The sequence below is a fragment of the Streptomyces sp. NPDC056144 genome, assembly GCF_042264145.1.
GTDB lineage: Bacteria > Actinomycetota > Actinomycetes > Streptomycetales > Streptomycetaceae > Streptomyces.
The window spans coordinates 840,187-864,004 of the sequence record NZ_JBHJVF010000002.1 but is presented as its reverse complement, the minus strand read 5'-3'; the positions used below and the strand labels follow the sequence as shown (position 1 = coordinate 864,004).

24 protein-coding genes are annotated in these 23,818 nt (G+C 72.6%); 14 read left to right on the top strand and 10 right to left on the bottom strand.

The genetic code is table 11. The annotated features are described in order from the left end of the window. Positions 1 to 59 precede the first annotated feature (59 nt). Both ACFC0Z_RS10380 and ACFC0Z_RS10375 read right to left on the bottom strand, forming a co-directional pair. Complete coding sequence (locus ACFC0Z_RS10380; protein ID WP_376434841.1) at positions 60 to 983, bottom strand: sirohydrochlorin chelatase; 924 nt, start codon at positions 981 to 983, stop codon at positions 60 to 62. A gap of 132 nt (positions 984 to 1,115) precedes the next feature. Beyond that, the gene (locus tag ACFC0Z_RS10375) at positions 1,116 to 2,120 is read right to left on the bottom strand and encodes an N-acetylglucosamine kinase (protein WP_376434839.1); all 1,005 of its coding nucleotides are present in this window, start codon (positions 2,118 to 2,120) and stop codon (positions 1,116 to 1,118) included. Positions 2,121 to 2,191: 71 nt separating this feature from the next. Here ACFC0Z_RS10375 and ACFC0Z_RS10370 point away from each other — a divergent pair, with 71 nt between their 5' ends. Further along, positions 2,192 to 2,869 (top strand): uracil-DNA glycosylase, encoded by a 678-nt coding sequence (locus tag ACFC0Z_RS10370; RefSeq protein WP_376434837.1) that lies wholly within the window; start codon positions 2,192 to 2,194, stop codon positions 2,867 to 2,869. Positions 2,870 to 2,886: 17 nt separating this feature from the next. On the opposite strand, the gene ACFC0Z_RS10365 is transcribed toward ACFC0Z_RS10370, so the two are convergent. Together ACFC0Z_RS10365 and ACFC0Z_RS10360 are read right to left on the bottom strand one after the other, a co-directional pair. After that, a complete protein-coding gene (locus ACFC0Z_RS10365; protein ID WP_376434835.1) occupies positions 2,887 to 3,969 on the bottom strand; it encodes a WD40/YVTN/BNR-like repeat-containing protein in 1,083 nt (360 codons plus the stop codon). 112 nt (positions 3,970 to 4,081) lie between these two features. Further along, positions 4,082 to 5,161: an NADH:flavin oxidoreductase/NADH oxidase gene (locus ACFC0Z_RS10360; protein ID WP_376434833.1), complete on the bottom strand. Its 1,080-nt coding sequence runs from the start codon at positions 5,159 to 5,161 to the stop codon at positions 4,082 to 4,084. A 151-nt stretch (positions 5,162 to 5,312) separates the two neighbouring features. Between ACFC0Z_RS10360 and ACFC0Z_RS10355 the strand changes: the two genes are divergently transcribed. Further along, positions 5,313 to 5,678 carry an ArsR/SmtB family transcription factor gene (locus ACFC0Z_RS10355; RefSeq protein ID WP_376434831.1) on the top strand — a complete coding sequence of 122 codons (366 nt, stop codon included), beginning with the start codon at positions 5,313 to 5,315 and terminating at the stop codon, positions 5,676 to 5,678. Here the strand turns inward: ACFC0Z_RS10355 and ACFC0Z_RS10350 are convergent. After that, positions 5,656 to 6,306 carry a DUF305 domain-containing protein gene (locus ACFC0Z_RS10350; protein WP_376434829.1) on the bottom strand — a complete coding sequence of 217 codons (651 nt, stop codon included), beginning with the start codon at positions 6,304 to 6,306 and terminating at the stop codon, positions 5,656 to 5,658. The two genes, ACFC0Z_RS10355 and ACFC0Z_RS10350, sit on opposite strands and share 23 nt — an antisense overlap. Positions 6,307 to 6,481: 175 nt before the next feature. Between ACFC0Z_RS10350 and ACFC0Z_RS10345 the strand changes: the two genes are divergently transcribed. Then, on the top strand, positions 6,482 to 8,020 hold the full coding sequence (locus ACFC0Z_RS10345) for an LVIVD repeat-containing protein (RefSeq protein ID WP_376434827.1): 1,539 nt from the start codon (positions 6,482 to 6,484) through the stop codon (positions 8,018 to 8,020). On the opposite strand, the gene ACFC0Z_RS10340 is transcribed toward ACFC0Z_RS10345, so the two are convergent. The 4 genes from ACFC0Z_RS10340 to ACFC0Z_RS10325 all read right to left on the bottom strand — a co-directional run bounded on the left by ACFC0Z_RS10340 (position 7,999) and on the right by ACFC0Z_RS10325 (position 11,279). Then, the gene (locus tag ACFC0Z_RS10340) at positions 7,999 to 8,658 is read right to left on the bottom strand and encodes a TetR/AcrR family transcriptional regulator (protein WP_376434825.1); all 660 of its coding nucleotides are present in this window, start codon (positions 8,656 to 8,658) and stop codon (positions 7,999 to 8,001) included. The two genes, ACFC0Z_RS10345 and ACFC0Z_RS10340, sit on opposite strands and share 22 nt — an antisense overlap. Before the next feature lie 149 nt (positions 8,659 to 8,807). Beyond that, a complete protein-coding gene (locus ACFC0Z_RS10335) occupies positions 8,808 to 9,476 on the bottom strand; it encodes a phosphatase PAP2 family protein (RefSeq protein WP_376434823.1) in 669 nt (222 codons plus the stop codon). A 98-nt stretch (positions 9,477 to 9,574) separates the two neighbouring features. Then, positions 9,575 to 10,528, bottom strand: coding sequence for a M56 family metallopeptidase (locus tag ACFC0Z_RS10330; protein ID WP_376434822.1), 954 nt, complete (start codon positions 10,526 to 10,528; stop codon positions 9,575 to 9,577). A 124-nt stretch (positions 10,529 to 10,652) separates the two neighbouring features. Continuing rightward, positions 10,653 to 11,279, bottom strand: a complete 627-nt coding sequence (locus ACFC0Z_RS10325; protein ID WP_376434820.1) for a DUF5134 domain-containing protein — start codon at positions 11,277 to 11,279, stop codon at positions 10,653 to 10,655. A 161-nt stretch (positions 11,280 to 11,440) separates the two neighbouring features. Here ACFC0Z_RS10325 and ACFC0Z_RS10320 point away from each other — a divergent pair, with 161 nt between their 5' ends. From ACFC0Z_RS10320 to ACFC0Z_RS10300, 5 genes are all read left to right on the top strand, one after another. Continuing rightward, positions 11,441 to 11,992 (top strand): GNAT family N-acetyltransferase, encoded by a 552-nt coding sequence (locus ACFC0Z_RS10320; RefSeq protein ID WP_376434818.1) that lies wholly within the window; start codon positions 11,441 to 11,443, stop codon positions 11,990 to 11,992. Positions 11,993 to 12,160: 168 nt separating this feature from the next. Next, positions 12,161 to 13,567: a DUF6421 family protein gene (locus tag ACFC0Z_RS10315; protein ID WP_376434816.1), complete on the top strand. Its 1,407-nt coding sequence runs from the start codon at positions 12,161 to 12,163 to the stop codon at positions 13,565 to 13,567. Between the two features lie 32 nt (positions 13,568 to 13,599). Next, positions 13,600 to 14,364, top strand: coding sequence for an SDR family NAD(P)-dependent oxidoreductase (locus ACFC0Z_RS10310; protein ID WP_376434814.1), 765 nt, complete (start codon positions 13,600 to 13,602; stop codon positions 14,362 to 14,364). Further along, on the top strand, positions 14,361 to 15,440 hold the full coding sequence (locus tag ACFC0Z_RS10305) for a threonine aldolase family protein (protein WP_376434813.1): 1,080 nt from the start codon (positions 14,361 to 14,363) through the stop codon (positions 15,438 to 15,440). Before ACFC0Z_RS10310 ends, ACFC0Z_RS10305 begins: the two co-directional genes overlap by 4 nt. 93 nt (positions 15,441 to 15,533) lie before the next feature. Next, on the top strand, positions 15,534 to 16,133 hold the full coding sequence (locus tag ACFC0Z_RS10300; protein WP_376434811.1) for a transglutaminase family protein: 600 nt from the start codon (positions 15,534 to 15,536) through the stop codon (positions 16,131 to 16,133). A gap of 3 nt (positions 16,134 to 16,136) precedes the next feature. On the opposite strand, the gene ACFC0Z_RS10295 is transcribed toward ACFC0Z_RS10300, so the two are convergent. Continuing rightward, a complete protein-coding gene (locus ACFC0Z_RS10295) occupies positions 16,137 to 16,859 on the bottom strand; it encodes a lysophospholipid acyltransferase family protein (protein WP_376434809.1) in 723 nt (240 codons plus the stop codon). A gap of 244 nt (positions 16,860 to 17,103) precedes the next feature. On the opposite strand from ACFC0Z_RS10295, the gene ACFC0Z_RS10290 reads away from it, so the two are divergent. The 6 genes from ACFC0Z_RS10290 to ACFC0Z_RS10265 all read left to right on the top strand — a co-directional run bounded on the left by ACFC0Z_RS10290 (position 17,104) and on the right by ACFC0Z_RS10265 (position 23,816). Continuing rightward, positions 17,104 to 17,415: a TlpA family protein disulfide reductase gene (locus tag ACFC0Z_RS10290; RefSeq protein WP_376434807.1), complete on the top strand. Its 312-nt coding sequence runs from the start codon at positions 17,104 to 17,106 to the stop codon at positions 17,413 to 17,415. Positions 17,416 to 17,675: 260 nt separating this feature from the next. Further along, positions 17,676 to 18,188 (top strand): flavin reductase family protein, encoded by a 513-nt coding sequence (locus tag ACFC0Z_RS10285; protein ID WP_376434806.1) that lies wholly within the window; start codon positions 17,676 to 17,678, stop codon positions 18,186 to 18,188. Between the two features lie 199 nt (positions 18,189 to 18,387). Beyond that, on the top strand, positions 18,388 to 19,173 hold the full coding sequence (locus tag ACFC0Z_RS10280; RefSeq protein ID WP_376434804.1) for an electron transfer flavoprotein subunit beta/FixA family protein: 786 nt from the start codon (positions 18,388 to 18,390) through the stop codon (positions 19,171 to 19,173). A gap of 54 nt (positions 19,174 to 19,227) precedes the next feature. Beyond that, on the top strand, positions 19,228 to 20,190 hold the full coding sequence (locus tag ACFC0Z_RS10275) for an electron transfer flavoprotein subunit alpha/FixB family protein (RefSeq protein WP_376434802.1): 963 nt from the start codon (positions 19,228 to 19,230) through the stop codon (positions 20,188 to 20,190). A gap of 166 nt (positions 20,191 to 20,356) precedes the next feature. Beyond that, positions 20,357 to 21,655: a DUF6986 family protein gene (locus ACFC0Z_RS10270; RefSeq protein ID WP_376434800.1), complete on the top strand. Its 1,299-nt coding sequence runs from the start codon at positions 20,357 to 20,359 to the stop codon at positions 21,653 to 21,655. 100 nt (positions 21,656 to 21,755) lie between these two features. Next, positions 21,756 to 23,816, top strand: a complete 2,061-nt coding sequence (locus ACFC0Z_RS10265) for a protein kinase (RefSeq protein ID WP_376434798.1) — start codon at positions 21,756 to 21,758, stop codon at positions 23,814 to 23,816. The last annotated feature ends 2 nt before the right edge of the window (positions 23,817 to 23,818 follow it).

Sequence of the window (23,818 nt, the reverse complement as noted above, 5' to 3'; positions counted from 1 at the left end):
GGGCCCGTACGCGAAAGGGCCCGCACCGGACACCCGGTGCGGGCCCTTCCACGTACCCGTCAGGCGGAGGGCACGCTCTGCGGCTGCTGCGGCGGGATGCCCAGCGCGGCCGTGTACTGCGAGAGGATCAGCTTGCCGATCGCCGGGTACGCGCCCAGCGGCTCGGCGACGGCGCAGCCGGCCTCCTTCGAGGCCTCTTCGAGCAGGCCCTCGGCCAGCTCGGGGCCGATCAGGTACGGCGCGAGCGCCAGCTGGACCGAGCCCGCGGCACGCAGCTGGTCGGCGACGGAGGTGATGGAACCCTCCTGGTCGAGCGCGGCGGCCATCACCGGCACGGCGAGCCGCGCGGCGAGCAGCATGCCGGTGATCCCGGCGGCCTGCACGGCCTCCTCGCCGCCGACCGTCGCCAGGATGATGCCGTCGGCGGCCGTGGCGACCGTGAACAGCCGGGCACGGTCGGCGCGGGCGAGCCCGGCCTCCGACAGGCGCACGTGCAGCGCCTCGGCGAGCAGCGGGTGCGGGCCGAGGACGTCCGTCAGCTCGGCGGTGTTGCCGCTGTCCATGACGGCCTGGCGGACCAGCCGCATCTGCGCGCTGTCGGGGCCCGCGAGGAGCGGGACGACGACGGCGGGCGGGCCCGAGGGGGCGGCGACCTCGCGGCCCGCCGCCACGGCCAGCTCGTACCGCTGGGTGCGCAGGGCCTCGGCCGCGACGAGCACGGCGGAGAGGGAGGGGTACTCGGCGTCGTCGCCGTCCACGAAGCCGATCACGGCCTCCAGGCCGGGCAGCTCCGAGCGGGTGATGCTCACGAGCTCCTCGGCGAGGGAGCGTATGGCGGCCGAGGGCTCACCGGGAACGGCGAGCACCAGCGCGGGAGCGCCCTCGGGCGCCGCCGCGGGCTCGGGGCGACGGTGCCGCCCGGACTGTCGGGGTCGCGGCATTCGTACAGGCAGGCCGGAAGCGGGCCCAGTGGGGGTGCTCATGGCGCCGCATGCTACTGGTTTCGCCCACCACGCTGTTCGTTGAGGTGGGATCGCGCGCCGTCTGTCCCCCTATGTCCGGTGATCGGCCCGGTGTGTCGTGTCCACGGCGTCCGACCTGGGCGAATGGCGCGCCTACCGCCCTCCGGGCGACGTGAAGACCCGGAGCAGCGACGGGTCCTGCGGCAGCCCCGGCACCCCCGTCGCGAGCGCCGACGCGAGGGTCACCGCCCCGGCCAGCGGATCGCCCGCCGGCTCCACCGTCCGGGCGTGCGGTACGCGCTCCGCGAGCGCGGCCCGCAGGGGGACGAGGAGCGGGTCGCCCATCCTGAAGAGCCCGCCCGTGAGGGCGACCAGGGCGCCGGGCTCCGCCGGGCAGACGGCCTCGGCCGCCTCCGCGATGTGCCCGGCCGCCGCCGCGAGGATGCCGGCCGCGACCGGGTCGCCGGAGGCACAGGCCGCCACCTCGGGGGCGAAGGAGGCGAGCACCGCCGGACGGTCGGTACGGGGATAGAGGGCGCCCGGCAGGCCCGCGGCCGGGCCGAGGAGCTTCTCCGCCCGGGCCAGCAGCGCCGCCGAACCGCCGCGCCTGCCGTCGTACGCCCGCATGGCCGCCTCCAGGCCCGCCCGGCCGATCCAGGCGCCGCTGCCGCAGTCGCCGAGCAGATGGCCCCAGCCGTCGGCCCGGCGCCAGGAGCCCAGGTCCGTACCGAGGGCGACGAGCCCGGTCCCGCCCGCGACGACCGCACCGGGCCGGTGCCCGAGCGCCCCGGCGTACGCGGTGACGGCGTCGGCCGCGAGGGCGAGGCGCCGCACGCCCCAGGCCCCGGCGAGGGCGGCCGGCAGCTGGGCACGGAGCTCGTCCCCGAGCGTCGCCATCCCGGCCGCGCCGACGGCGGCGGCGCGCAGGGGCCGAGAGCGGTACGGCTCCAGGAGGGCGTCGACGGCCGGGAGGACCTGCTCCAGGAAGTGCGCGGCCGAGATCCCGCCGGGCCCGGTGCGCACGGGCTCGCGCGAGGCGGCGCCGGCGAGGACGGTTCCGCTCGCCGCGTCGGCGAGGGCGATCCGGAGCCCCGATCCACCGGAGTCGACGCCGACCACGAGTGCTTCGGTGTGCGCGGCCACGCCGGGTTCGTTCACGGTGCACCGTCCTCGCGTCTGGGGGAGAGAGCAGGCTTCGCTGTCACTGTAGGCCGGTAGAGTGACGGACCGTGACAGCGCGACCGTTGAACGAACTGGTGGAACCCGGCTGGGCGGAGGCCCTGCGGCCCGTGGCCGGACAGGTGGCCCGGATGGGCGACTTCCTGCGCGCGGAGATCTCCGCGGGCCGCACGTACCTGCCGTCCGGGGCGAACGTCCTGCGGGCGTTCCAGCAGCCCTTCGACGAGGTGCGGGTCCTGATCGTGGGTCAGGACCCCTATCCCACGCCGGGGATGGCGATGGGACTCAGCTTCTCGGTCGCGCCCGAGGTCCGCTCCCTGCCGGGCAGCCTGGAGAACATCTTCCGCGAGCTGGGCACCGATCTCGGCCTGCCGAGGCCGTCGAACGGCGACCTGACCCCCTGGACGCGTCAGGGCGTCCTCCTCCTCAACAGGGCGCTCACCACGGCCCCGCGCAAGCCCGCCGCCCACCGGGGCAAGGGCTGGGAGGAGGTCACCGAGCAGGCCATCCGCGCGCTGGCCGCCCGCGGCAAGCCGCTCGTCTCCATCCTGTGGGGCAGGGACGCGCGCAACGCCCGCCCGCTGCTCGGGAACCTTCCGGCGGTCGAGTCGGCGCACCCGTCCCCGATGTCCGCCGACCGGGGCTTCTTCGGCTCCCGCCCGTTCAGCCGGGCCAACGAGCTGCTCCTGGGGCAGGGCGCGCAGCCCGTGGACTGGCGCCTGCCCTGACCTTCGACGCCGGGCCGTCAGATCACCGCCGCCCGCACGCACAGGACGTCCGGCAGGTGCTCGGCGAGCAGGCGCCAGCTGTCGCCGTCGTCCTCGCTCCCGTACACCTCCCCGTTGCGGTTGCCGAAGTAGACGCCCGCCGGGTCCGCGTCGTCCGTGCACAGCGCGTCGCGCAGCACCGTGCCGTAGTGGGCGCCCTCCGGCAGCCCGGCGGTGAGCGGCTCCCAGTTCGCCCCGGCGTCCCGGGTCCGGTAGACGCGGCAGCGGCGGTCGGCCGGTACGCGGTCGGAGTCCGCCGTGATGGGGAAGACGTAGGCCGTGCCGGGCCGGTGCGGATGGGCGGCGACGGCGAAGCCGAAGTCGGAGGGGAGCCCGGCGCCGATGTCGGACCAGCTGCCGCCGCCGTCGTCGCTGCGGAAGACGCCCCAGTGGTTCTGGAGGTACAGCCGGTCCTTGTCGCCCGCGTCCTGGGCGATCTTGTGGACGCACTGCCCGAACTCGGGGTTCGGATCGGGCAGGAAGACCGCCGAGACGCCGTGGTTGGAGGGCTCCCACGCGGCCCCGCCGTCCCGGGAGCGGAAGACCCCGGCGGTGGAGACCGCGACCATGAGCGCGTCGGGGTCGCGCGGGTCGGTGACGACCGTGTGGACGGCCTCGCCGCCCCCGCCGGGCACCCACCGGGAGCGCGTCGGGTGCTCCCAGAGCGGCCGGACGAGCTCGAAGGACTCGCCGCCGTCGGCCGAGCGGAAGAGGGCCGCCGGTTCCGTCCCGGCGAAGACGACGCCGGGGGAGTGCGCGGGCGCCGGGTGCAGCTGCCAGACGCGCTCCAGGGAGGCCCCGGTGTCCTCGGGGAACTTCACCGCCGGGCGCGGCGGCTCGGTCCAGCTCCTCCCCAGGTCGTCGGAGTGGAAGACGGACGGCCCGAAGTGCCCGTTGTCCCCGCCGGCGAGCAGCCTGGGCGTCGGCCCCCGGGTGTCGATGGCGACCGAGTAGACCGCCTGCGCGGGCAGGGCCGGATCGTCGAACTCCCAGCGGCCGCCGCGCCTGCGGCCGAGGAAGAGCCCCTTGCGGGTGCCTACGGTGAGGAGTACGTCGGGCATGGTCTGCCACCTCCAGGACGCCGTTGTCGCGGATATGGGCCAGTCTGCACCCGGCCACTGACAACGGCCCCCGGACACTCCCGTGGCGCCCGCCTCGGGGGCGGGCCGTGCCTCAGATCGCCCAGGCGTACTGCGACGGGGCGTGGGTCTCCGCGCCGAGCTCGCGGGCCGCGCGGCGGGCGAAGGAGGCGTCGCGGAGCATCTCGCGGCCGATGAGGACCGCGTCCGCCTCGCCGCCCGCGACGATCCTCTCCGCCTGGTCGCTCTCGGTGATCAGGCCGACGGCCGCGACGGGCAGTCCGGTCTCGGCGCGGACGCGGGCCGCGAACGGCACCTGGAAGCCGGGAGCCGCCGGGATCTCGGCGGGTCCGCCGTTGCCGCCGGTGGAGACGTCGAGGAGGTCGACGCCGTGCTCGCGCAGCAGGGCGGCGAAGCGCACGGTGTCGTCGCCGGTCCATCCCGCGTCCCCCAGCCAGTCGGTGGCGGAGATACGGAAGAAGAGGGGGAGGTGCTCGGGCCAGACGGCCCGCACCGCGTCGACGACCTCCAGGGCGAGGCGGGTGCGGTTCTCGAAGGAGCCGCCGTACTCGTCGGTGCGGTGGTTGCTGTGCGGGGAGAGGAACTCGCCGATGAGGTAGCCGTGGGCGCCGTGCACCTCGGCGACCTCGAAGCCGGCGTCGAGGGCGCGGCGGGCCGCGTCCGCGAACTGGCCGGTGATCTCCCGGATGCGCTCCACGGTCAGTTCGGTCGGTACGGGGTAGCCCTCGTCGAACTCGACCGGGCTGGGCGCGACGGGCGTCCAGCAGGCCTCGCCCGTGTAGGGGCCGCGGCCCTCCCAGGGGCGGTTGGTGGAGGCCTTGCGCCCGGCGTGTGCCAGCTGGATGCCGGGGACGGTGCCGTGGGACTTGAGGAAGCCGGCGATGCGCGCCAGCGCCTCCTGCTGGGTGTCGTTCCACAGGCCCAGGTCCGCGGGGCTGATGCGGCCTTCGGGGGCGACGGCGGTGGCCTCCACGAGGATGAGTCCGGTGCCGCCGGTGGCCCGCGAGCCGTAGTGGGCGAAGTGCCAGTCGGTCGCGACGCCCGCGTTGGGGCCGGTGATCTCGGCCGAGTACTGGCACATGGGCGCCATCCAGAGCCGGTTGGGCACGGTCAGCGAACGCAGGGTGTAGGGCTCGAAGAGGGCGACGCTCATGACGGAACTCCGTTTCGGGACCTCGAAGAAGGACACTCGTACGATACTCATCGTAGTACGGGATCTGTCAAACTACGAAGGTTCTCGTACAAGCCTATCTACGACGGGTCTCGTACGATGAAGGCCAACCGGAAGAAGTGGAGCCGCCGTCATGACGACCGCCACCAGCCCGCGCGCCCTCGACCACCCCGCGCGGGACGAGATCACGCTCGAAGGGGTGCTCCACGCGCTCTCGGACGCCGTGCGCCTGAGCATCGTGCGGGAGTTGGCGCGCGAGGGGGAGGCCCTGAGCTGCTCGCACTTCGACCTGCCGGTGACGAAGTCGACGACGACGCACCACTTCCGCGTCCTGCGCGAGGCGGGGGTCATTCACCAGGGCTACCGGGGTACGGCCAAGCTCAACGGCCTGCGCGAGGACGATCTGAACGCGCTCTTCCCCGGCCTCCTGGACGCCGTCCTCGCGGCGGTCGACGCCCAGGAGGGCCGTCGGTCGGCTACAGCGACCGCATCCGGTTGATCTCGGCGGTCTGCTGGGCGATCACGTCGTTCGCCATCTCCTCGACGAGGATGTTGTTGCCCTCGCCCAGCACCTCCACCGCCATCGTCACGGCGCCCTCGTGGTGCGCCGTCATGAGCTTGAGGAAGAGCGCGTCGAAGGCCTTGCCCTTCGCGTTCCGCAGCTCCGTCAGCTGAGCCTCGGTCGCCATGCCCGGCATCGCGTGATGGTCGTGCGCGCCCTGGTCGCGCGGCCCGCCGTTGTTCTCGATCCAGGCCTCCATCGCGGAGATCTCCGGCTGCTGCGCCGCCGCGATCCGCTCGGCCACCTTCCGTACCGGCGTCGATCCCGCGCGCTCCGGGGCCAGTTCGGTCATCGTGAGGGCCTGGCGGTGGTGGACGATCATCATCTGCACATAACGGAAGTCCGCGCCGTTCGGCTTCTCGTCGGGGAGTTGGCGCGCCGCCTCCTCGGGCGATATCCGGCGGGCCGGCTCCCCGGGCTTCCCGGGCGCCAGGATGGAACCGCCGGCGTCCGACGTGGCCTGCGCCTTCGTCTCGTCGGGCGCCGACTCGCAGGCGCCCAGGGCGAGTACGGCGAAGGCGGCGAGGGCCACGGCGGCGACGGCTCGCTGACGGCGGATCAACAACGCGACCTCCAGGTGTTCTTGCGGGACGGATGTTCGTTCCTAGCACTTTTCCCGGGTGGAACGATCAACTTCCTTCATTACATCTGTGTTGCCATCTGTTGAGATGCGCACGCCAAGGACCATACTGCCGGGGTCCAACATCCGTTCAAGATGAACGGAAACCAGGGAGGACGGTGTGACTTCGTTGCGTACCCCTACGCCGCAGACCGCCGAGGCGCGGCACCCGCGCGGGCGGCTCAGACGCCTGGGCGTGGCATCCGCCGCGGCCGGCCTGCTCGCCACCCTGCTCGCGGCCGTGCCCTCGGCCGCCACCCCCGACCCGGGCGCCGCCCGGGTCCAGGGCGCCGTCACGGCGGAGCAGGCGGCAGAGGCGCGTGCCGCGATCCAGAGCGGTGAGATACCCGGTGTGGACGAGATCGTCCACACGTCGAACATTGAGCACCTCGCGAACGTCCCGAAGGACGCCCTCAAGAGCCTCAACACGGACCTCGCGTTCCAGGGCAAGTACGCCTTCGCGGGCAACTACGACGGCTTCCGGATCTTCGACATCAGCAACCCGAAGGACCCGAAGACCGTCGCCCAGGTCCTCTGCCCCGGCGGCCAGAACGACATCTCGGTCTCCGGCGACCTCCTCTTCCTCTCCACCGACGCGTCCCGCAGCGACAACTCGTGCAACAGCACGTCGCAGCCCGCCACGGTGAAGGAATCCTGGGAGGGCATGAAGATCTTCGACATCAGCGACATCACCAACCCGAAGTACGTCGCCGCCGTCGAGACCGCCTGCGGTTCCCACACCCACACGCTCGTGCCCAAGGGCAAGAACGTGTACGTGTACGTCGCCTCGTACTCGCCCAACGCGGCCTTCCCCGACTGCCAGCCCCCGCACGACGGCATCTCGGTCATCAAGGTCCCCCGCAACGCCCCCGAGAAGGCCGCGGTCGTCAACTTCCCCGTCCTCTTCCCGGGCGAGGGCCCGGACGGCGGCGGCAACCCCGGCGGTCCCACCAACCCGGGCGTCTCCAAGACCACCGGTTGCCACGACATCACCGTGCTGCCGAACAAGAAGCTGGCCGCCGGTGCCTGCATGGGTGACGGCATCCTCTTCGACATCGCCGACCCCGAGCACCCGAGCGTCATCGACCGGGTTCAGGACAACGTCAACTTCGCGTTCTGGCACTCCGCGACCTTCAACCAGAAGGCCAACAAGGTCGTCTTCACCGACGAGCTCGGCGGTGGCGGCGGCGCCACCTGCAACGCCGTCGTCGGCCCGAACCGCGGCGCCAACGGCATCTACGACATCGTCGGCAAGCGCGACCAGCGCAAGCTCGTCTTCCGCAGCTACTACAAGATCCCGCGCCACCAGGCCGACACCGAGAACTGCGTCGCCCACAACGGCTCGCTGATCCCGGTCAAGGGCAAGGACCTCATGGTCCAGGCCTGGTACCAGGGCGGCATCTCCGTCTGGGACTTCACCGACTCCTCCGCCCCGAAGGAGATCGGCTACTTCGAGCGCGGCCCGCTCTCCGCCACCGCCAGCATCACCGGCGGCTCCTGGTCCGCGTACTACTACAACGGCCTGATCTACTCGAACGACATCGCCAAGGGCTTCGACGTGCTGAAGCTCTCCGACCCGCGCACCGACCCGGCGAGGAAGATCCGCCTGGACGAGCTCAACGTCCAGACCCAGCCGGACTACTTCGACCTGGACGACTGACCGGACCGCACCACCGGCACCACCGACGCGCCGTCGGGCGGACCTCCGTCCGGCGGCGCGCCCATCTCCCAGTCCAGCCCGTACCGCTGGAACAGCTCCCACCGCAGCCGCGCCATCGGCATCGGCGCCCCCGGCAGCAGCACCGCCACCACCGCGCCCATCAGCAGGGCGCGCAGCAGCGGATAGTCCGTGTCCACGTCCTCGGAGCCGTACCGGACGACCGTGTCCCGCAGCAGGAACGCGAGGCGCTGCTGCTCCTGGCACTGCACGAAGCCGTCGGCCTGGAGGATTCCCGCCATGTGGGTCCGCATCAGCGTCGGCCGCTCCACCGCCAGGCCCAGTACCGCGTCGATCGCCCGGGCCATCCGCTCGCGCCCGTCCTCGGTGCGCGGCTCGCGCTCCAGCGCCTCGTCGAGCGTCAGGTGCATCAGCCGGTGCACCGCCGCCTGGAGCAGCTGGCGCTTCCCGGGGAAGTAGTACGAGATCAGACCGCGCGCCGAACCGGCCCGCTCCGCGATGTCGCCGAGCGTGGTGGCCTCGTATCCGCGCGCCGAGACGAGCTCCACCGTCGCCACCAGGATCCGCTCGCGCGACCGGCGCCGAAGCTCTTCATTGACCGATGGGCTACGCGGGGACATCCTGGACTCCTGCGTTGACTGGCTCGCGGCCAATATACTCAGCGCATCCCGTCGGCGCGCCCTCGTGGCAGGCCGGCGGGGCAGCCGTCTGTTCTGGGCGACACGGGGGATCGTCCAGAACAGACGGCTTCGTCGTGCTCATGCCGCTTTCACCCCGTCCTCACCGTCTCGCTCCCATTGTCCTCCCGGGGGCCGCCGGACCCCGGGAAGCGCCGGTACGAGAGGACGGCCACGGCCACCAGGGTCCAGCCGAGCAGCCAGCCGCCCAGCACGTCCGAGGGCCAGTGCACGCCCAGGTAGAGCCGCGTCCAGCCCACCCCGAGGACCGACACGAGCGCGGCCCCCGCGAGGACGCCCCAGCCGCGCCACTCGTCCCGCCAGCGCAGCGCGAGCACCCACAGCAGCAGCCCGCAGGTGACCATGGCCGTCATCGCGTGCCCGGAGGGGAAGGCCGCGAACCGTGCCGAGTCCACCGGGTCCGGCCACTGCGGCCGCTCCCTCCCCACCAGGAACTTGATTCCCTGCTGGAGACCCGCGGCGGCGAAGCACGTGACGGCCACCCAGACCGCGAGGCGCCGCTCGCGCCGCGTCCACAGGAACACCACGGCGACGGCGGCCAGGGCCCGCATCGTCCACGGGTCCCAGACCCAGTCGCTGAGGATCCGGTTGAGGTGCGTGACGCCGGGGTGGGCGAGGGCGTCACGGTGCAGTGCCTCGGCGACCGACCGGTCGAAGGAGAGCAGGGGTGGCCAGCCCGCGGCCACCAGGACGAGCAGGACGGCGAAGAGGACCCCGGAGACCACGGCGGACGGACGCATGGGCCGATCCTGCCCGACGAACCCTCCCGGACGGCTCTCCGGGACCGGTCCGCGCGCGCCGCCCGTCCGGAGCACCCTGTCCGCCTCCTCGTGGGTCTCTACCCCAGGGTCGTCAGCGCCGGGGCCAGGGCGACGAGGAGCGGGACGACGGGGACGAGGGCCGCGGTGGCCGTGAGCCGGAGCCTGCGTCCGGCCGTGAGCCGGGGCGTCGCCGTGAGCAGCCGGTGGACCCGCTGCGGCAGGCCCGCGTCCGTCCCCGCCCCCGGCCCTGTCCCCGCACCCGGACCGAAGACGCCCCGGTCCTCGTTCAGCTCGACGAGCGCCAGCGCGATCGTCAGCCGGCCGAACCGGCGCGAGGCCACGTCGTCGGCGGCCAGTTCCACGAGCCGGTGCATCTCGTCACGGAAGGCCGTGAAGACGGGGATGCCCGGGAACCCGCCCGCGAGCGCGGCCGAGCAGTGCAGCAGCCAGTGGTGCCGGGCGCGGGCGTGCCCCTGCTCGTGCGCGAGGACCGCGTCGAGCTGCCGGCCCTTCAGGCGGCGCAGCGCCGCCGTGGTGATGACCAGCCGGGGCGGCGTCCCCGGCTGCCACCAGGCGTCCGCCCGCTCGCCCTCCAGGACGACGAGCCGGTCGCCGTCCGGCCGCTCGCCGGGCAACCGGGGCGCGCGGACGAGGAGATCGCGGTGCCGCCGCACGCGCCGGGCGCGCGCCTGCCCGATCTCCCTCCCGAGCATCGCCCCGGACCACAGGCCGCCGCAGGCGAGGACGACCGCGAGGACGGCCGACCACGGTCCGCTCGTGCCGAGTTCGTACGCCTCCACCACCGCGTGCGGCGCCGGGGCGAAGAGCTGCCCGCGCACGGCCTGCCAGGCCGTGGACGCGCTGAACGTCATCGACAGGGCGAAGCTCAGGAGCACGGCCGCCACCACGCACTGCCACACCCACAGCGCCACCACGGGTTCTCGCTCGGCCCATTCGGCCCGCGTGAGCAGCCGGGGGGCCGCGAGGGAGGCCAGGACGCCGAGCAGGAGCAGCGCGAGGGAGACCCACATGGGCGTCACCCTATGAGCGCGGTACGGCCCCGGGTATGGGCGCGGACCTCAAGTGACGTACGCCACGGTTCCGTTGGTCACGGTTCCGGCCGTTTCGGCTCCGACCGCTTCCGTTCCGGCCGTTTCAGAGCGTGACGAGCATCGCGACCATCGCCAGCGCCATCGAGAGCCGGCAGACGAGCGTCAGCTCCGGCCGGGTCGCCCAGGAGACCCCCGCCCCCGCACCCGCTCCCGCCCCGGCGCCCGCCCCCGCCGGCACGGGTCTCGCCACCGGGACGAGCCGCGCGCCCGCGTGGAGCACGTACACCACGTAGTAGAGGAGCAGAGCCCCCGTCAGGACGGGGATGCCGCCGGCCATCCCCGCCGCCGACCCCATCGCGTGCCCCCCGTGCGCCCCCCGTGCCCCCATGAGGGCCGGGGCCGCCATCGCGACCGCCATGTAGAGCATCGCGAGCGAGTCGACGAGGTGGTGGAGGTGGTGCAGCCTCCGACGGCCGCGCCGGGTCGCCCCGGCCAGGCCGAGGAGCGCCGTCGCGCCGAACACCGCCGCGTACACGACCCAGGTCCAGTCCGGCGGGGTGAGGACCGCCGCGGGCAGGGCCATGGCCGCCATGCCGAAACCCATCGCCGCCTCGCCGCCGGCCGTCCGCCGCTCCTCCCCGTCGGACGCCCGCACCCGCAGCAGGCAGTACGCGCCCGCCGCCGCGCCGAGCGCGACCAGCAGCCACCCGGTCAGGGCCGCTCCGTGCACGGCTCATCACCCCCCTCCTGAAGGAGGAATGCCCGCCGCCGGGAACCCGCACGCGGGCGCACGGGCGCGCACGGATGTACGAGGGGGAGTGAGAGGTGCGCGCGTTAGGCTCGGGACGATCGCGCACCGCGATCGTCAGCGCCCGAGGGGAGCCCGTACGCATGGACACCGCCACGTCCCAGGAGGCCGGCCGGATCGAGTACCGCGAGGCGGTCCTCGACGACGTCCCGGTCCTGGTCCCGCTCGTCGAGTCGGCCTACCGGGGCGACGCGAGCCGGGGCGGCTGGACGACGGAGGCGGACATCCTCCAGGGCCAGCGCACCGACGCCGAGGGCGTCGCCGCCGTCATCACCACCCCGGGCAGCCGCCTCCTCGTCGTCGAGCGGGACGGCGAGGTCGTCGCCTGCTGCCAGCTGGAGCACCGCGGCGAGGCCGCCTACTTCGGCATGTTCGCCGTCCGCCCCGAACTCCAGGGTGCCGGTCTCGGCAAGCGGATCATCGCCGAGGCCGAGCGCCGGGTGCGCGAGCTCTGGGACGTCCGCGAGATGCACATGACGGTGATCTCGGTGCGCGAGGAGCTCATCGCCTGGTACGAGCGGCGCGGGTACCGGCGTACGGGGCGGACGACCCCCTTCCCGTACGGCGACGAGCGCTTCGGACTGCCCCAGCGCGACGACCTGGAGTTCGAGCTCCTCGTCAAGCCGCTGGACTGAGTGTTCGGGCCATCCATCCGGCGGATGAGGGCTTTCGGCCCTGGGAGGCAGGAAAAATTTCGGTGACCATGGGGTCGCACAGGATAATTTCTTCTGCCTCCTCTTGCGGGGAAGAGCCATGTCTCGATACGGTTCTTTAACGCAAGGTTCTCCTGTGGAGGAAGAGGCATGACGGAAATTCTTGTGCAGGACGTGACCGGTGGGGGGATATCCACCGAGGCCCGGGTCATCGAGCACGCGGCCTGGACCGAGCTCAAGAATGCCGTGGAGGAGATCCGCCCCTGGCAGAGCGCGGACGGCTCCATCGACTTCGAGGCCGAGGGCGCGCCCGCCCGCGCGCTCGTCGAGCTGACCGTGGACCGCCTGATCGCGTCCGTGGAGCAGCTCTCCCCGCTCGTCCCGCACGACGGCGCCTACCACCGCGCCCTCGTCGCGGACCTGCGCAAGTGGGTCGAGAGCGGCTTCACCGTGCCGGACTTCCTGGACTCCCTCATGGAGTTCCACCCCGCCGCCGGCCGTGCCGACGGGCTCCAGCACCTCGTGCTCTTCCCGATGTACACGCAGAACGGCAACCTCGACCGCAACTTCGAGGCCGTCGTGCTCCGCATGGTCTGGCCCGAGTGGCTCTCCGAGCTGGAGGCCGCCCGCTTCGACAACCCCGGCTTCTGCGGCATCACCTTCGAGGACTTCACCGCCGGGTACGACACCAACTCGGCCGTCCTCTTCCCGGAGACCGTCGCCGTGCGCGAGGTTCCCGAGCGCTTCACCTGGGGCGGCATCTTCTGCGACCGCGAGGCCGCGCGCTTCCGCAAGGTCACCGAGGCCGCCGTCGAGACCCTGGGCGTCAAGCTGCCCGAGGACATCGCCGCCATGGTCGACGACCAGAGCCGCTGCGAGCAGGCCTTCGTGCTCTGGGACCTGGTCCACGACCGCGCCCACAGCCGCGGCGACCTGCCGTTCGACCCCTTCATGATCAAGCAGCGCCAGCCGTTCTGGATGTACGGCCTGGAGGAGCTCCGCTGCGACCTCACCGCCTTCAAGCAGGCCGTGATCCTGGAGTCCGAGGGCAACGCCCACGGCCGTGACGTGCAGTACGCGGTCCTCTTCGACCGCATGTTCCGCTTCCCGCTCACCGGCGACCGGACCCGGAACTACGACAGCCTGGGCGGCCAGCTGCTCTTCGCGTACCTCCACAAGCACGACGTGGTGCGCTGGACGGACAACGTCCTCACGATCGACTGGCAGCGGGCCCCCGAGGTCACCAACCAGCTGTGCGCCGAGATCGAGACGCTCTACCGCGACGGCATCGACCGCCCGAAGCTGGTCCACTGGATCAAGGCGTACGAGTTCGTCACCACCTACCTCGCCCCGCACCCGGCCTCCAAGTGGGCCAAGGGCTCCGACGCCCTCGACCTCACGCTGCCGCCGCGCAAGCTGGTCGACGACGTGCTTCCGGACGAGTTTCCGCTCAGCATGTTCTTTGAGGCCCTCGCCAAGAAGCTGAAGGGCGTGATCGCCGACACCAAGGGGATCACCGCCGCCGACGTCCCGAGCATCGCGCGGGTCGCCGCGTGAGCGACCTCATCGACCCGACGGAGGAGGCGCCCGTGAACGCCAGCAACGGGAACGGTGGACCGCTCGACGGCGCCGTCATCGCGGTGGCCGGCGCGGCCGGCCCCGCGGGCCGTGCCACCCTGATGCGCCTCGCCGAGGCCGGCGCGACCGTGGTCGGCTCCGACGCCGACCCGGTGCGCCTCGCCGAGGCCGTCGACGCCGCCCGGTACGCCCACGGCGGCGCCACCGTCGTCGGCGACACCGTCGACCTGCTCGACCTGGACGCCACCCGCGACTGGGCCGCCAAGATCGAGAAGGACTTCGGCCGTGTCGACGGCCTGGTCCACCTGGTCGGCGGCTGGCGCGGCAGCAAGTCCTTCACCACGACCGACCTCGCGGACTGGGACTTCCTGGAGAAGCTCCTCATCCGCACCGTCCAGCACACCTCGCTCGCCTTCCACGACGGCCTCCTGGCCGCCGGCGGTCGCGGCCGGTACGCGCTGGTCAGCCAGGTCGGCGCGCACAAGCCGCTGGCCAACAACGCCGCGTACAACGCCGGCAAGGCGGCGGCCGAGGCCTGGACGCTCGCCATGGCCGACTCGTTCCGCAAGCTGGGGGGCGAGGACGGCCCGCAGGCCGGGGCTGCCATCCTGGTGATCAAGGCACTGGTGCACGACGCCATGCGCGCGGAGCGCCCCGATGCGAAGTTCGCGGGCTTCACCGACGTGAAGGACCTGGCCGACGAGATCGCCGGTCTGTGGGACAAGCCCGCCCAGGAAGTGAACGGACAGCGCCTGTGGCTGACTCCCAAGCCGTGACCGAGACCACCGCCACGCCGACCGACGCGCGTCGGCGTCACGACCCGTCGGTCCGGGGCTTCGCCAGCGACAACTACGCCGGCGTGCACCCCGAGATCCTCGCGGCCATCGTCCTCGCCAACGAGGGCCACCAGGTCGCGTACGGCGAGGACCAGTACACCGAGCACCTCCAGGAGGTCATGCGGAGCCACTTCGGCCCCACCGCCGAGGCCTTCCCGGTCTTCAACGGCACCGGTGCCAACGTGACCGCGCTCCAGGCGCTCACCGACCGCTGGGGCGCCGTCATCTGCGCCGAGTCCGCGCACATCAACGTGGACGAGGGCGGAGCGCCCGAGCGGATGGGCGGCCTCAAGCTGCTCACCGTGCCCACGCCGGACGGCAAGCTCACCCCCGAGCTCATCGACCGGCAGGCCTGGGGCTGGGAGGACGAGCACCGTGCGATGCCGCAGGTCGTCTCGATCACCCAGAACACCGAGCTCGGCACCCTCTACTCGGTGGAGGAGATCCGCGCGATCGTCGAGCACGCCCACGCCAAGGGCATGAAGGTGCACCTGGACGGGGCCCGCATCGCCAACGCCGCCGCCTCGCTCGGGGTGCCGCTGCGCGCGTTCACCACCGACGTGGGCGTCGACGTCCTCTCGTACGGCGGGACGAAGAACGGTCTGCTCTTCGGCGAGGCCGTCGTCGTCCTCAACCCGGACGCGGTCAGCCACATGAAGCACCTGCGCAAGCTGTCCATGCAGCTCGCGTCGAAGATGCGCTTCCTGTCGGTCCAGTTCGAGGCGCTCCTCGCCGGAGACCTGTGGCTGCGGAACGCGAGCCACGGCAACGCGATGGCCCAGCGCCTCGCGACCGGCGTGCGCGACCTCGACGGGGTGGAGATCCTCTACCCGGTCCAGGCCAACGCGGTCTTCGCGAAGCTGCCGCAGGAGGTGAGCCGTCGCCTGCAGGAGCGTTTCCGCTTCTACTTCTGGGATGAGGCCGCCGGCGTCGTGCGCTGGATGTGCTCCTTCGACACGACGGAGGACGACATCGACGCGTTCCTCCAGGCGCTGAAGGAGGAGCTCGCCCGCTAGTCGGGACGAGCTCAGCGCCGAGAACTGCATAAAGATACGGCCGGACGGAAAGTCATTGACTTCCGTCCGGCCGTTTCCGTAGGGTCGTCCCGCATGGAACTCATCCAGCAAGACGCCGACATCGCTGCTTACTTGGCCGCGAGCGAGGCCGTCGACCACGAGCACCCGCACGTCAGGGCCGTGGCGGACCGGCTTGCCGACACCTACCCGGATGAATACTCATACGCCGAGGCGGCCTTCGCGTACGTACGGGACGAGATCCCGCACTCCATGGACACCGGGGACCGGCGCGTGACCTGGCGGGCCTCCGACGTCCTGGAGCACCGCACCGGGATCTGCTACGCCAAGTCGATCGCGTACACCGCGCTCCTGCGCGCCCGGGGCATCCCCGCCGCCCTCTGCTACCAGCGGCTCACCGAGGACGACGGCTCGGACCCGGTCGTCCACGGCCTCGTCGCCGTCCTGCTGCCCGGCGAGACCGCCTGGGCCCGGCAGGACGTACGGGGGAACAAGCCGGGCATCGACGCCCGGTTCTCGCTGCGGGAGGAGCGCCTCGCCTGGACCGTACGGCCCGAGCTCGGCGAGCTGGACTACCCGGAGCTGTACGCCGCACCGCACGGGGCCGTCCTGGGCGCCCTCAAGGCGGCCCCGGACGGCCCGGTGCTGTGGCGGACGCTTCCCGACCGGCTCTGACGGTCAGCCGGCTTCCTTGACCTGCGCCGCCGTCGGAGCCGTACCGCCGAGGTGGGCGGGCACCCACCACGTGTCGTCGGCGTCCTTCGGGCGGACCGGGTAGGCGCGCTGCGCGGCCTCCAGGAGCTCCTGGACGCGCTCGCGCAGCCGCCGGGTGATCGCGCCCGCGTACTGGTCGGCGGGGGCCTCCAAGGGCTCGCCGACGCGGATCGTCACCGGGATGTGGCTGCGCTTGAAGTTCTTGGGGTGGCCCTTCGTCCAGAGGCGCTGGGTGCCCCAGAGCGCCATCGGGATCAGCGGGACGCCCGCCTCCTGCGCCAGGCGCGCCGCGCCCGTCTTGAAGCCCTTGAGCGTGAAGGACTGGGAGATCGTCGCCTCGGGGAAGACGCCGACGATCTCGCCGGCCCGCAGGGATTCGAGCGCGTGCTTGTAGGCGTGCTCGCCGGCCGAGCGGTCGACGGGGATGTGCTTCATGCCGCGCATGAGCGGCCCCGAGACCTTGTGCTTGAAGACGGAGTCCTTCGCCATGAAGCGGACCAGGCGCTTCTGGGGCAGGGCCGCGAGGCCGGTGAAGATGAAGTCCAGGTAGCTGATGTGGTTGCTCACGAGCACCGCGCCGCCGGTGCGCGGGATGTGCTCCGAACCCTGCGTGTCGATCTTCAGGTCGAGCGCCTTGAACAGGGTGAGCGCGGCACCGACGACCGGTCGATAGACGAGTTCTGCCATCGGAGAGGAACCTCTTCTTCGTGTGCCCGGAGTGGGTGCTCCCGGCGAAGTTACGCGGCCGTAGGTTTTCGGCTTTGGGCAGATCGTGCCCCATGAGGGCCCCCGAGACCAGTCCAGACGCCGCCGCACGGGGAGATTCTCGTCACTCGCGGTGTCCGGAAAGGGACGGGAAAGGGAATCGAACGCGGGCGTGGGACGCTGCACCTGAGGAACGTGCGAGCGAACGCGGGCGAAGGGGAGTGGCATGAGTGAGGTCCTGGGGCCGGAGGTACTCGGCGCCGAGCTGGGGGAGCGGGCCACCCTCGTCCAGTTCTCGACCGCCTTCTGTCAGCCCTGCCGGGCCACCCGCCGCACCCTCGCCGAGGTCGCCGCCATGGTGCCGGGCGTGGGACACGTCGAGATCGACGCCGAGGAACGGCTCGATCTCGTACGGGAACTGGACATCGTCCGGACGCCGACCGTCCTCGTGCTCGACCGGGCGGGCCGCGTCGTCCGCCGTGCCGCGGGGCAGCCGCGCAGGGCGGACGTCATCGCGGCGCTGGGGCGGGCGGTCTGACGTGGAGACAGGACGCACACCCACCCCACCGGCGTACCGGGGACCCCTCACGTACCGCTGTGACGCAGTGACGCTCCTCCCATATCGCGGTACGCACTTGACTGCGTCCCACACATATCGTCACCCTGACGGAGTGCCCCCTGAACTCCTTCTCTACGGCCGGGTCCACGTCGACCTGGCCCGCAACGCGAGCGCGCGCTGTCCCGGTGTCTGAGCACCGCAGGACCACCTCCATGCCGCCCTCGCAGAAGGACAACTCCATGACGGTTTCCCCCGATCTCCGGGTCACCCCCGGCCTCCAGGCCGGACCCGATCTCCTCCGCTCCGTCTTCCGCCGGCACGCCGCCGGAGTCGCCGTGATCACCGCGTACGGCGACGGTCCCGTCGGTTTCACCGCGACCTCGCTCAACTCCGTGGCCGCCGAGCCCCCGCTGATCTCGTTCGGCGTCGGCACCGGCTCCTCCAGCTGGCCGGTGGTGGCCGAGGCCGAGTACATCGGGGTCCACATACTCGGCGAACACCAGGAGGAGCTGGCCGCCACCTTCGCGCGCAGCGGGGCCGACCGGTTCGGCGAGGGGACCGGCTGGAGCGTGGGGCCCGAGGGCGTGCCCGTGCTCGACGGTGTCCTGGCCTGGCTGGTCTGCCGGGTGATCGCCCGTGTGCCCGCCGGTGACCACCGGATCGTGATCGCGGAGGCCGTCGCCGGCGACCCCGACGGGGCGGGCCGGCCGTTGCTCTACCACCACGGGCGCTTCAACGCGCTGCGCGACTGAGAGTTCCCGTGCGCGCCGCTCTCCGCGCGTTGGCAAGGTCACATGGCTGAGCGCTTGCTTACTGGTCACGAACTGGGTGTACTGGCGAGTAATATTTCGGTCGGGGCGTCCGGCGCCCCGACCGGAAACCCGCCCTTCAGGCGCCTATGCTGCGAGCAACAAGGCAGCCCAGTTATGACGATGCAGTAGGAGAGCCGGCGTGAGCTTGAGGATCGTTGTCTGTGTGAAGTACGTGCCCGACGCGACCGGAGACCGGAAGTTCGCGGATGACCTCACGGTCGACCGCGACGACGTCGACGGCCTGCTGTCGGAGCTCGACGAGTACGCGGTCGAGCAGGCCCTGCAGATCGCCGAGGAGGCGGACGAGGCCGAGGTCACCGTGCTCACGGTCGGCCCCGAGGACGCCAAGGACGCGCTGCGCAAGGCGCTCTCCATGGGCGCCGACAAGGCCGTTCACGTCGAGGACGACGACCTGCACGGCACCGACGTCATGGGCACCTCGCTCGTGCTCGCCAAGGCGATCGAGAAGGTCGGCTACGACGTCGTCATCGCCGGCATGGCCTCCACCGACGGCACCATGGGCGTCCTGCCCGCGATCCTCGCCGAGCGCCTGGGCGTCCCGCAGGTCACCCTGCTCTCCGAGGTCTCCGTCGAGGACGGCGTCGTCAAGGGCCGTCGTGACGGCGACAGCGCCTCCGAGCAGCTGGAGGCCGCGCTTCCGGCCGTCGTCTCCGTGACGGACCAGTCGGGCGAGGCCCGCTACCCGTCCTTCAAGGGCATCATGGCCGCCAAGAAGAAGCCGGTCGAGTCCCTCGACCTGGACGACCTCGGCATCGACGCCGACGAGGTCGGCCTCGAGGGCGCCTGGACCGCGGTCGACACGGCCGCCGAGCGTCCGGCCCGCACCGCCGGCACGATCGTCAAGGACGAGGGCGAGGGCGGCAAGCAGCTCGCCGAGTTCCTCGCGAGCCAGAAGTTCATCTAAGGCTCCCGCGAGCCGCTCAGACCGCCCCTATCGTTCGCAGGAGATTGACGTCCCATGGCTGAGATTCTCGTCTACGTCGACCACGTCGACGGTGCCGTCCGCAAGCCCACCCTGGAGCTGCTGACCCTCGCCCGCCGCCTCGGCGAGCCCGTCGCCGTCGCCCTCGGCAACGGCGCCGCCGACACCGCCGCCGCGCTCGCCGAGCACGGTGCCGTGAAGGTCCTCACCGCCGACGCCCCCGAGTTCGCCGAGTACCTCGTCGTCCCGAAGGTGGAGGCCCTCCAGGCCGCGTACGAGGCCGTTTCCCCGGCCGCCGTGCTGCTCCCCTCGTCGGGTGAGAACAAGGAGATCGCGGCCCGCCTCGCGGTCCGCATCGGCTCCGGCATCATCACCGACGCCGTGGACCTGGAGGCCGGTGCCGAGGGCCCCGTCGCCACGCAGTCCGCGTTCGCCGCCTCGTACACCACCAAGTCCCGTGTCTCCAAGGGCACCCCGGTCATCACGGTCAAGCCGAACTCGGCCCCCGTCGAGGCCGCCCCGGCCGCCGGCGCCGTCGAGGCGCTCGCCGTCTCCTTCTCCGAGAAGGCGCTCGGCACCAAGGTGACCTCCCGCACCCCGCGCGAGTCCACCGGCCGTCCGGAGCTGACCGAGGCCGCGATCGTCGTCTCCGGCGGCCGTGGCGTCAACGGCGCCGAGAACTTCGCGATCATCGAGGCGCTCGCCGACTCGCTCGGTGCCGCCGTCGGCGCCTCCCGCGCCGCCGTCGACGCCGGCTGGTACCCGCACTCCAACCAGGTCGGCCAGACCGGCAAGTCGGTCTCGCCGCAGCTGTACATCGCCTCCGGCATCTCCGGCGCGATCCAGCACCGCGCGGGCATGCAGACCTCGAAGACCATCGTCGCGATCAACAAGGACGCCGAGGCTCCGATCTTCGACCTCGTCGACTACGGCGTGGTGGGCGACCTCTTCGACGTCGTCCCGCAGCTGACCGCCGAGGTTCAGGCCCGCAAGGGCTGACCTGCGGGTCCGTACGGTCCGGGGGCCGCGTGGCGATTCGTCGCCGCGCGGCCCCCGGCCGTTTTTGGGACGCTCCCAGGTAGACATTGACTCAGGTCAAGGGTGCCTACTAACTTCGCTATACGGATTGTTGATTCCGTGAAGCGGAAAACAGGAGGGTGTTCGGATGGGTCAGCAGGAGAAGGTGTCGACGAGCCTCGCGGGTGCCGTCAGCGAGGGCATCAGCGCCTCCCTCGCGGAGGTGGACGCCGAGCTCGACCGCCGCTACCCGGGCGACCCCGGCACCCGTCAGCCCGTCCACACGGTCTACGTCCCCGGCAACGTCTTCGACGCCGGAACCATCCGCTCCTGGGGCGACCAGGCCCTCGCCGCCCTCGACGAGCACGCCCCCGACGCCGCCTCCTTCGCCGCCGTCCTCGGCCTCTCCGACGACCTCGCCGAGGACGTCTACGGCCGCGTCCGCGCCAAGCTGGAGCGCGAGCCCATCGAGGACCTCCGGGTCGACTTCGAGGACGGCTACGCGGGCGAGGGCGGGGACGCCGAAGACATGGACGCCGCCCGGGCCGCGCGCCTGATCACGCAGGCGTACGCCGACGGCACCGCCGCCCCCTACATGGGCATCCGGATGAAGTGCATGGAGGCCGCCGTACGCGACCGGGGCATCCGCACCACCGACGTCTTCCTCACCGGCCTCCTGGAGAACGGCGGTCTCCCCGACGGCCTCGTCCTCACCCTCCCCAAGGTGACCTACCCCGAGCAGGTCACCGCCTTCGTCCGCCTCCTGGAGGCCTTCGAGAAGGCCCACGGCCTCGACGCCGGCCGCCTCGGCTTCGAGATCCAGATCGAGACCAGCCAGTCCATCCTCGCCACCGACGGCACCGCCGCCGTCGCCCGCATGATCGGCGCCGCCGAGGGCCGCGCCACCGGACTGCACTACGGCACCTTCGACTACAGCGCCTGCCTCGGCGTCTCCGCCGCCTACCAGGCAAGCGACCACCCCGCCGCCGACCACGCCAAGGCGATCATGCAGGTCGCTGCCGCCGGCACCGGCGTCCGCGTCTCCGACGGCTCCACCAACGTCCTCCCGGTCGGCTCCACCGAGCACGTCCACGAGGCCTGGCGGCTGCACTACGGCCTCACCCGCCGCGCCCTCTCCCGCGCCTACTACCAGGGCTGGGACATGCACCCCGGTCACATCCCCACGCGCTACGCCGCCGTCTTCGCCTTCTACCGCGAGGGCTTCGAGGCCGCCGCCAAGCGCCTCTCCGCGTACGCCAACCACGCCGGCGGCGACGTCATGGACGAGCCCGCCACCGCCAAGGCCCTCTCCTCCTACCTGCTGCGCGGCATCGACTGCGGAGCCCTCGACACGGCGGAGGTCGACGCCCTCACCGGCATGACCCGCGCCGCCCTCGACCGCTTCGCCGCCCCGCGCCGGGGAGACCTCACGGCCTCCGAGCGGTAAGGGCTGAGTTTTCGGCCAACTGCCCCGTACTCTTGTCGAGTTCACATGATCGTTCGGCGGTCGTGTCCGAGTTCGAGTTCAACAGGGGAACGGGGCAGCGGTGTCTTCGGGGGAGAACGGTCGGATCGCCGACCGGTACAGAATCGTGCGCCAACTCGGGCGCGGAGGCATGGGAGTCGTCTGGAGGGCCGTCGACGAGGTCCTCGGCCGCGAGGTGGCCGTCAAGGAACTCCGTACGTACTCGGACGCGGGCGTGCCCGAACTCGCCGACCTGCGCCTGCGGATGACCCGGGAGGCGCGCGCCGCCGCCCGCGTCCGCCACCCCGGAGTCGTCGCCGTCCACGACGTCACCGAGCACGAGGGCCGGCCGGTCATCGTCATGGAACTCGTCGACGGACCCTCCCTCGACGACGTCCTCGCCGAACGCGGCACCATCGACCCGGTCGAGGCGGCCCGCATCGGCGCCCACGTCCTGGAGGCGCTCGCCGCGGCGCACGAGGTCGGCGTCCTCCACCGGGACGTGAAGCCGGGGAACATCCTGCTCGACCGGTCCGGCCGGATCGTCCTCACCGACTTCGGCATCGCGACCATGGAGGACCCCGGCGACGGCTCCGCGACGCACCTCACGCGCAGCGGCGAGATCATCGGCTCCCTCGACTTCCTCGCGCCCGAGCGGGCCCGCGGCCAGGACCCGGGACCCGCGTCCGACGTGTGGGCGGTCGGCGCGACGCTGTACGCGGCCGTCGAGGGAGCCTCTCCCTTCCGCCGTACGTCGACCTGGTCGACGCTCGCCGCCATCGTCACCGAACCGCTGCCGGAGCCCCGGCGGGCGGGGCCGCTGACGCCGATCCTGCTGCGGCTCCTGGACAAGGACCCGGCGACACGGCCGGGGGCGCGGGAGGCGGCGGGGCTGCTGGGGGCCGTGGGGGCGGCGGGGGCGGCGGGGACTGCGCCGGTGCCGCCGGTGGCGCCGGAGGGGTTCGGGCCGCCGGTGGCGCCCGCTGGGCCGGTTGCGCCTGAGGCTGTCGTGATGCCTGAGCCCGTCGTGTCGGTGGCGCCGACCGGGCCCGCCGTCGAGCCGGTCGTCGAGGTCACGCCCCTGGATTCCGCGCCGTTCGCGCTCTCCGGGGCCCCCGCGCCCTCCGGGGTCCCCGGGAGCCTCGGGGCGCCCGCCGCGCCCGCCGCGCCGGGCCGTCGCGCCGCCCGTGCCGCCGGACGGCGGCGGAACGCGCTGATCGCCGCCTCCGTGGCCGCCGTCCTCCTGGCCGGTGGCGGCCTCACGTACGTCCTCGTGGACCGCGACCCCGGGCAGCGGCAGACCGCGGGCGGCAGCCCGGCGGACGGCGGCTCCGGCGGTGGCACGGGCGGGGAGGACGGGCGGGTCATGGACCCGGGCAGCCCCGGCGCCCCCTCGTCCGGCACGGCGAGCGGGTCCGCGAAGCCCTCCGCCTCGACGTCCGACGGAGCGTCTCCGTCCGTGGGGGCGTCCGCCGGTCCTGGCGGCGGAGGCACGGCCACCGGCGGCGCCGGAGGCGACGGTACGGACCCCGGCACGGGCGCGGACGGCGGCTCCGGCGGGGGTGCGGCGGCGGCGACCGGGGGAGGCGCGGGATCGGCCACGGTGTCGGGCGCGGGCTCCTCCGGCACGGACACCGGCACCGGCACCGGGTCCGGCTCCGGCACGGGCAGCGGAGGAACGGGGACGAGCTCCTCCTCCACCTCCGGCGCGGGCTCCACCTCCGGCTCCGGCGGCGGTACGGCCTCCGGCGGGACGACCGGCGCCACGGCCCCCGCCTCCGGCGGCACGACGACCACCGCCCCCGCCGACGGCGGCTCGGGCGGCAGCACCGCCGCGCCGACCACCGAGGCCCCGGCGCCCTCCTCCGGCTGCGAGTCCTCCGGCTCCTCCTCGACCTGCCAGGTCGTGCGGAGCGCGACGACGAGCCGCCACGACGGCGGCGAGATGGGGACGATCGGCGCGGGCCCGCACACCTTCTACTGCCAGGTGGACCTGGACCACACCGAGTCGTACGGCGGGGTCAGCAGCCGCTGGTTCGCCAGGACCGACGACGACAGCGGCAACACGAACGTCTACTTCAGCGTCCTGCACCTGTCGGGCGGCGCGTCCGGAGGCCCGGTGGCAGGCCTGCGCGTCTGCTGAGC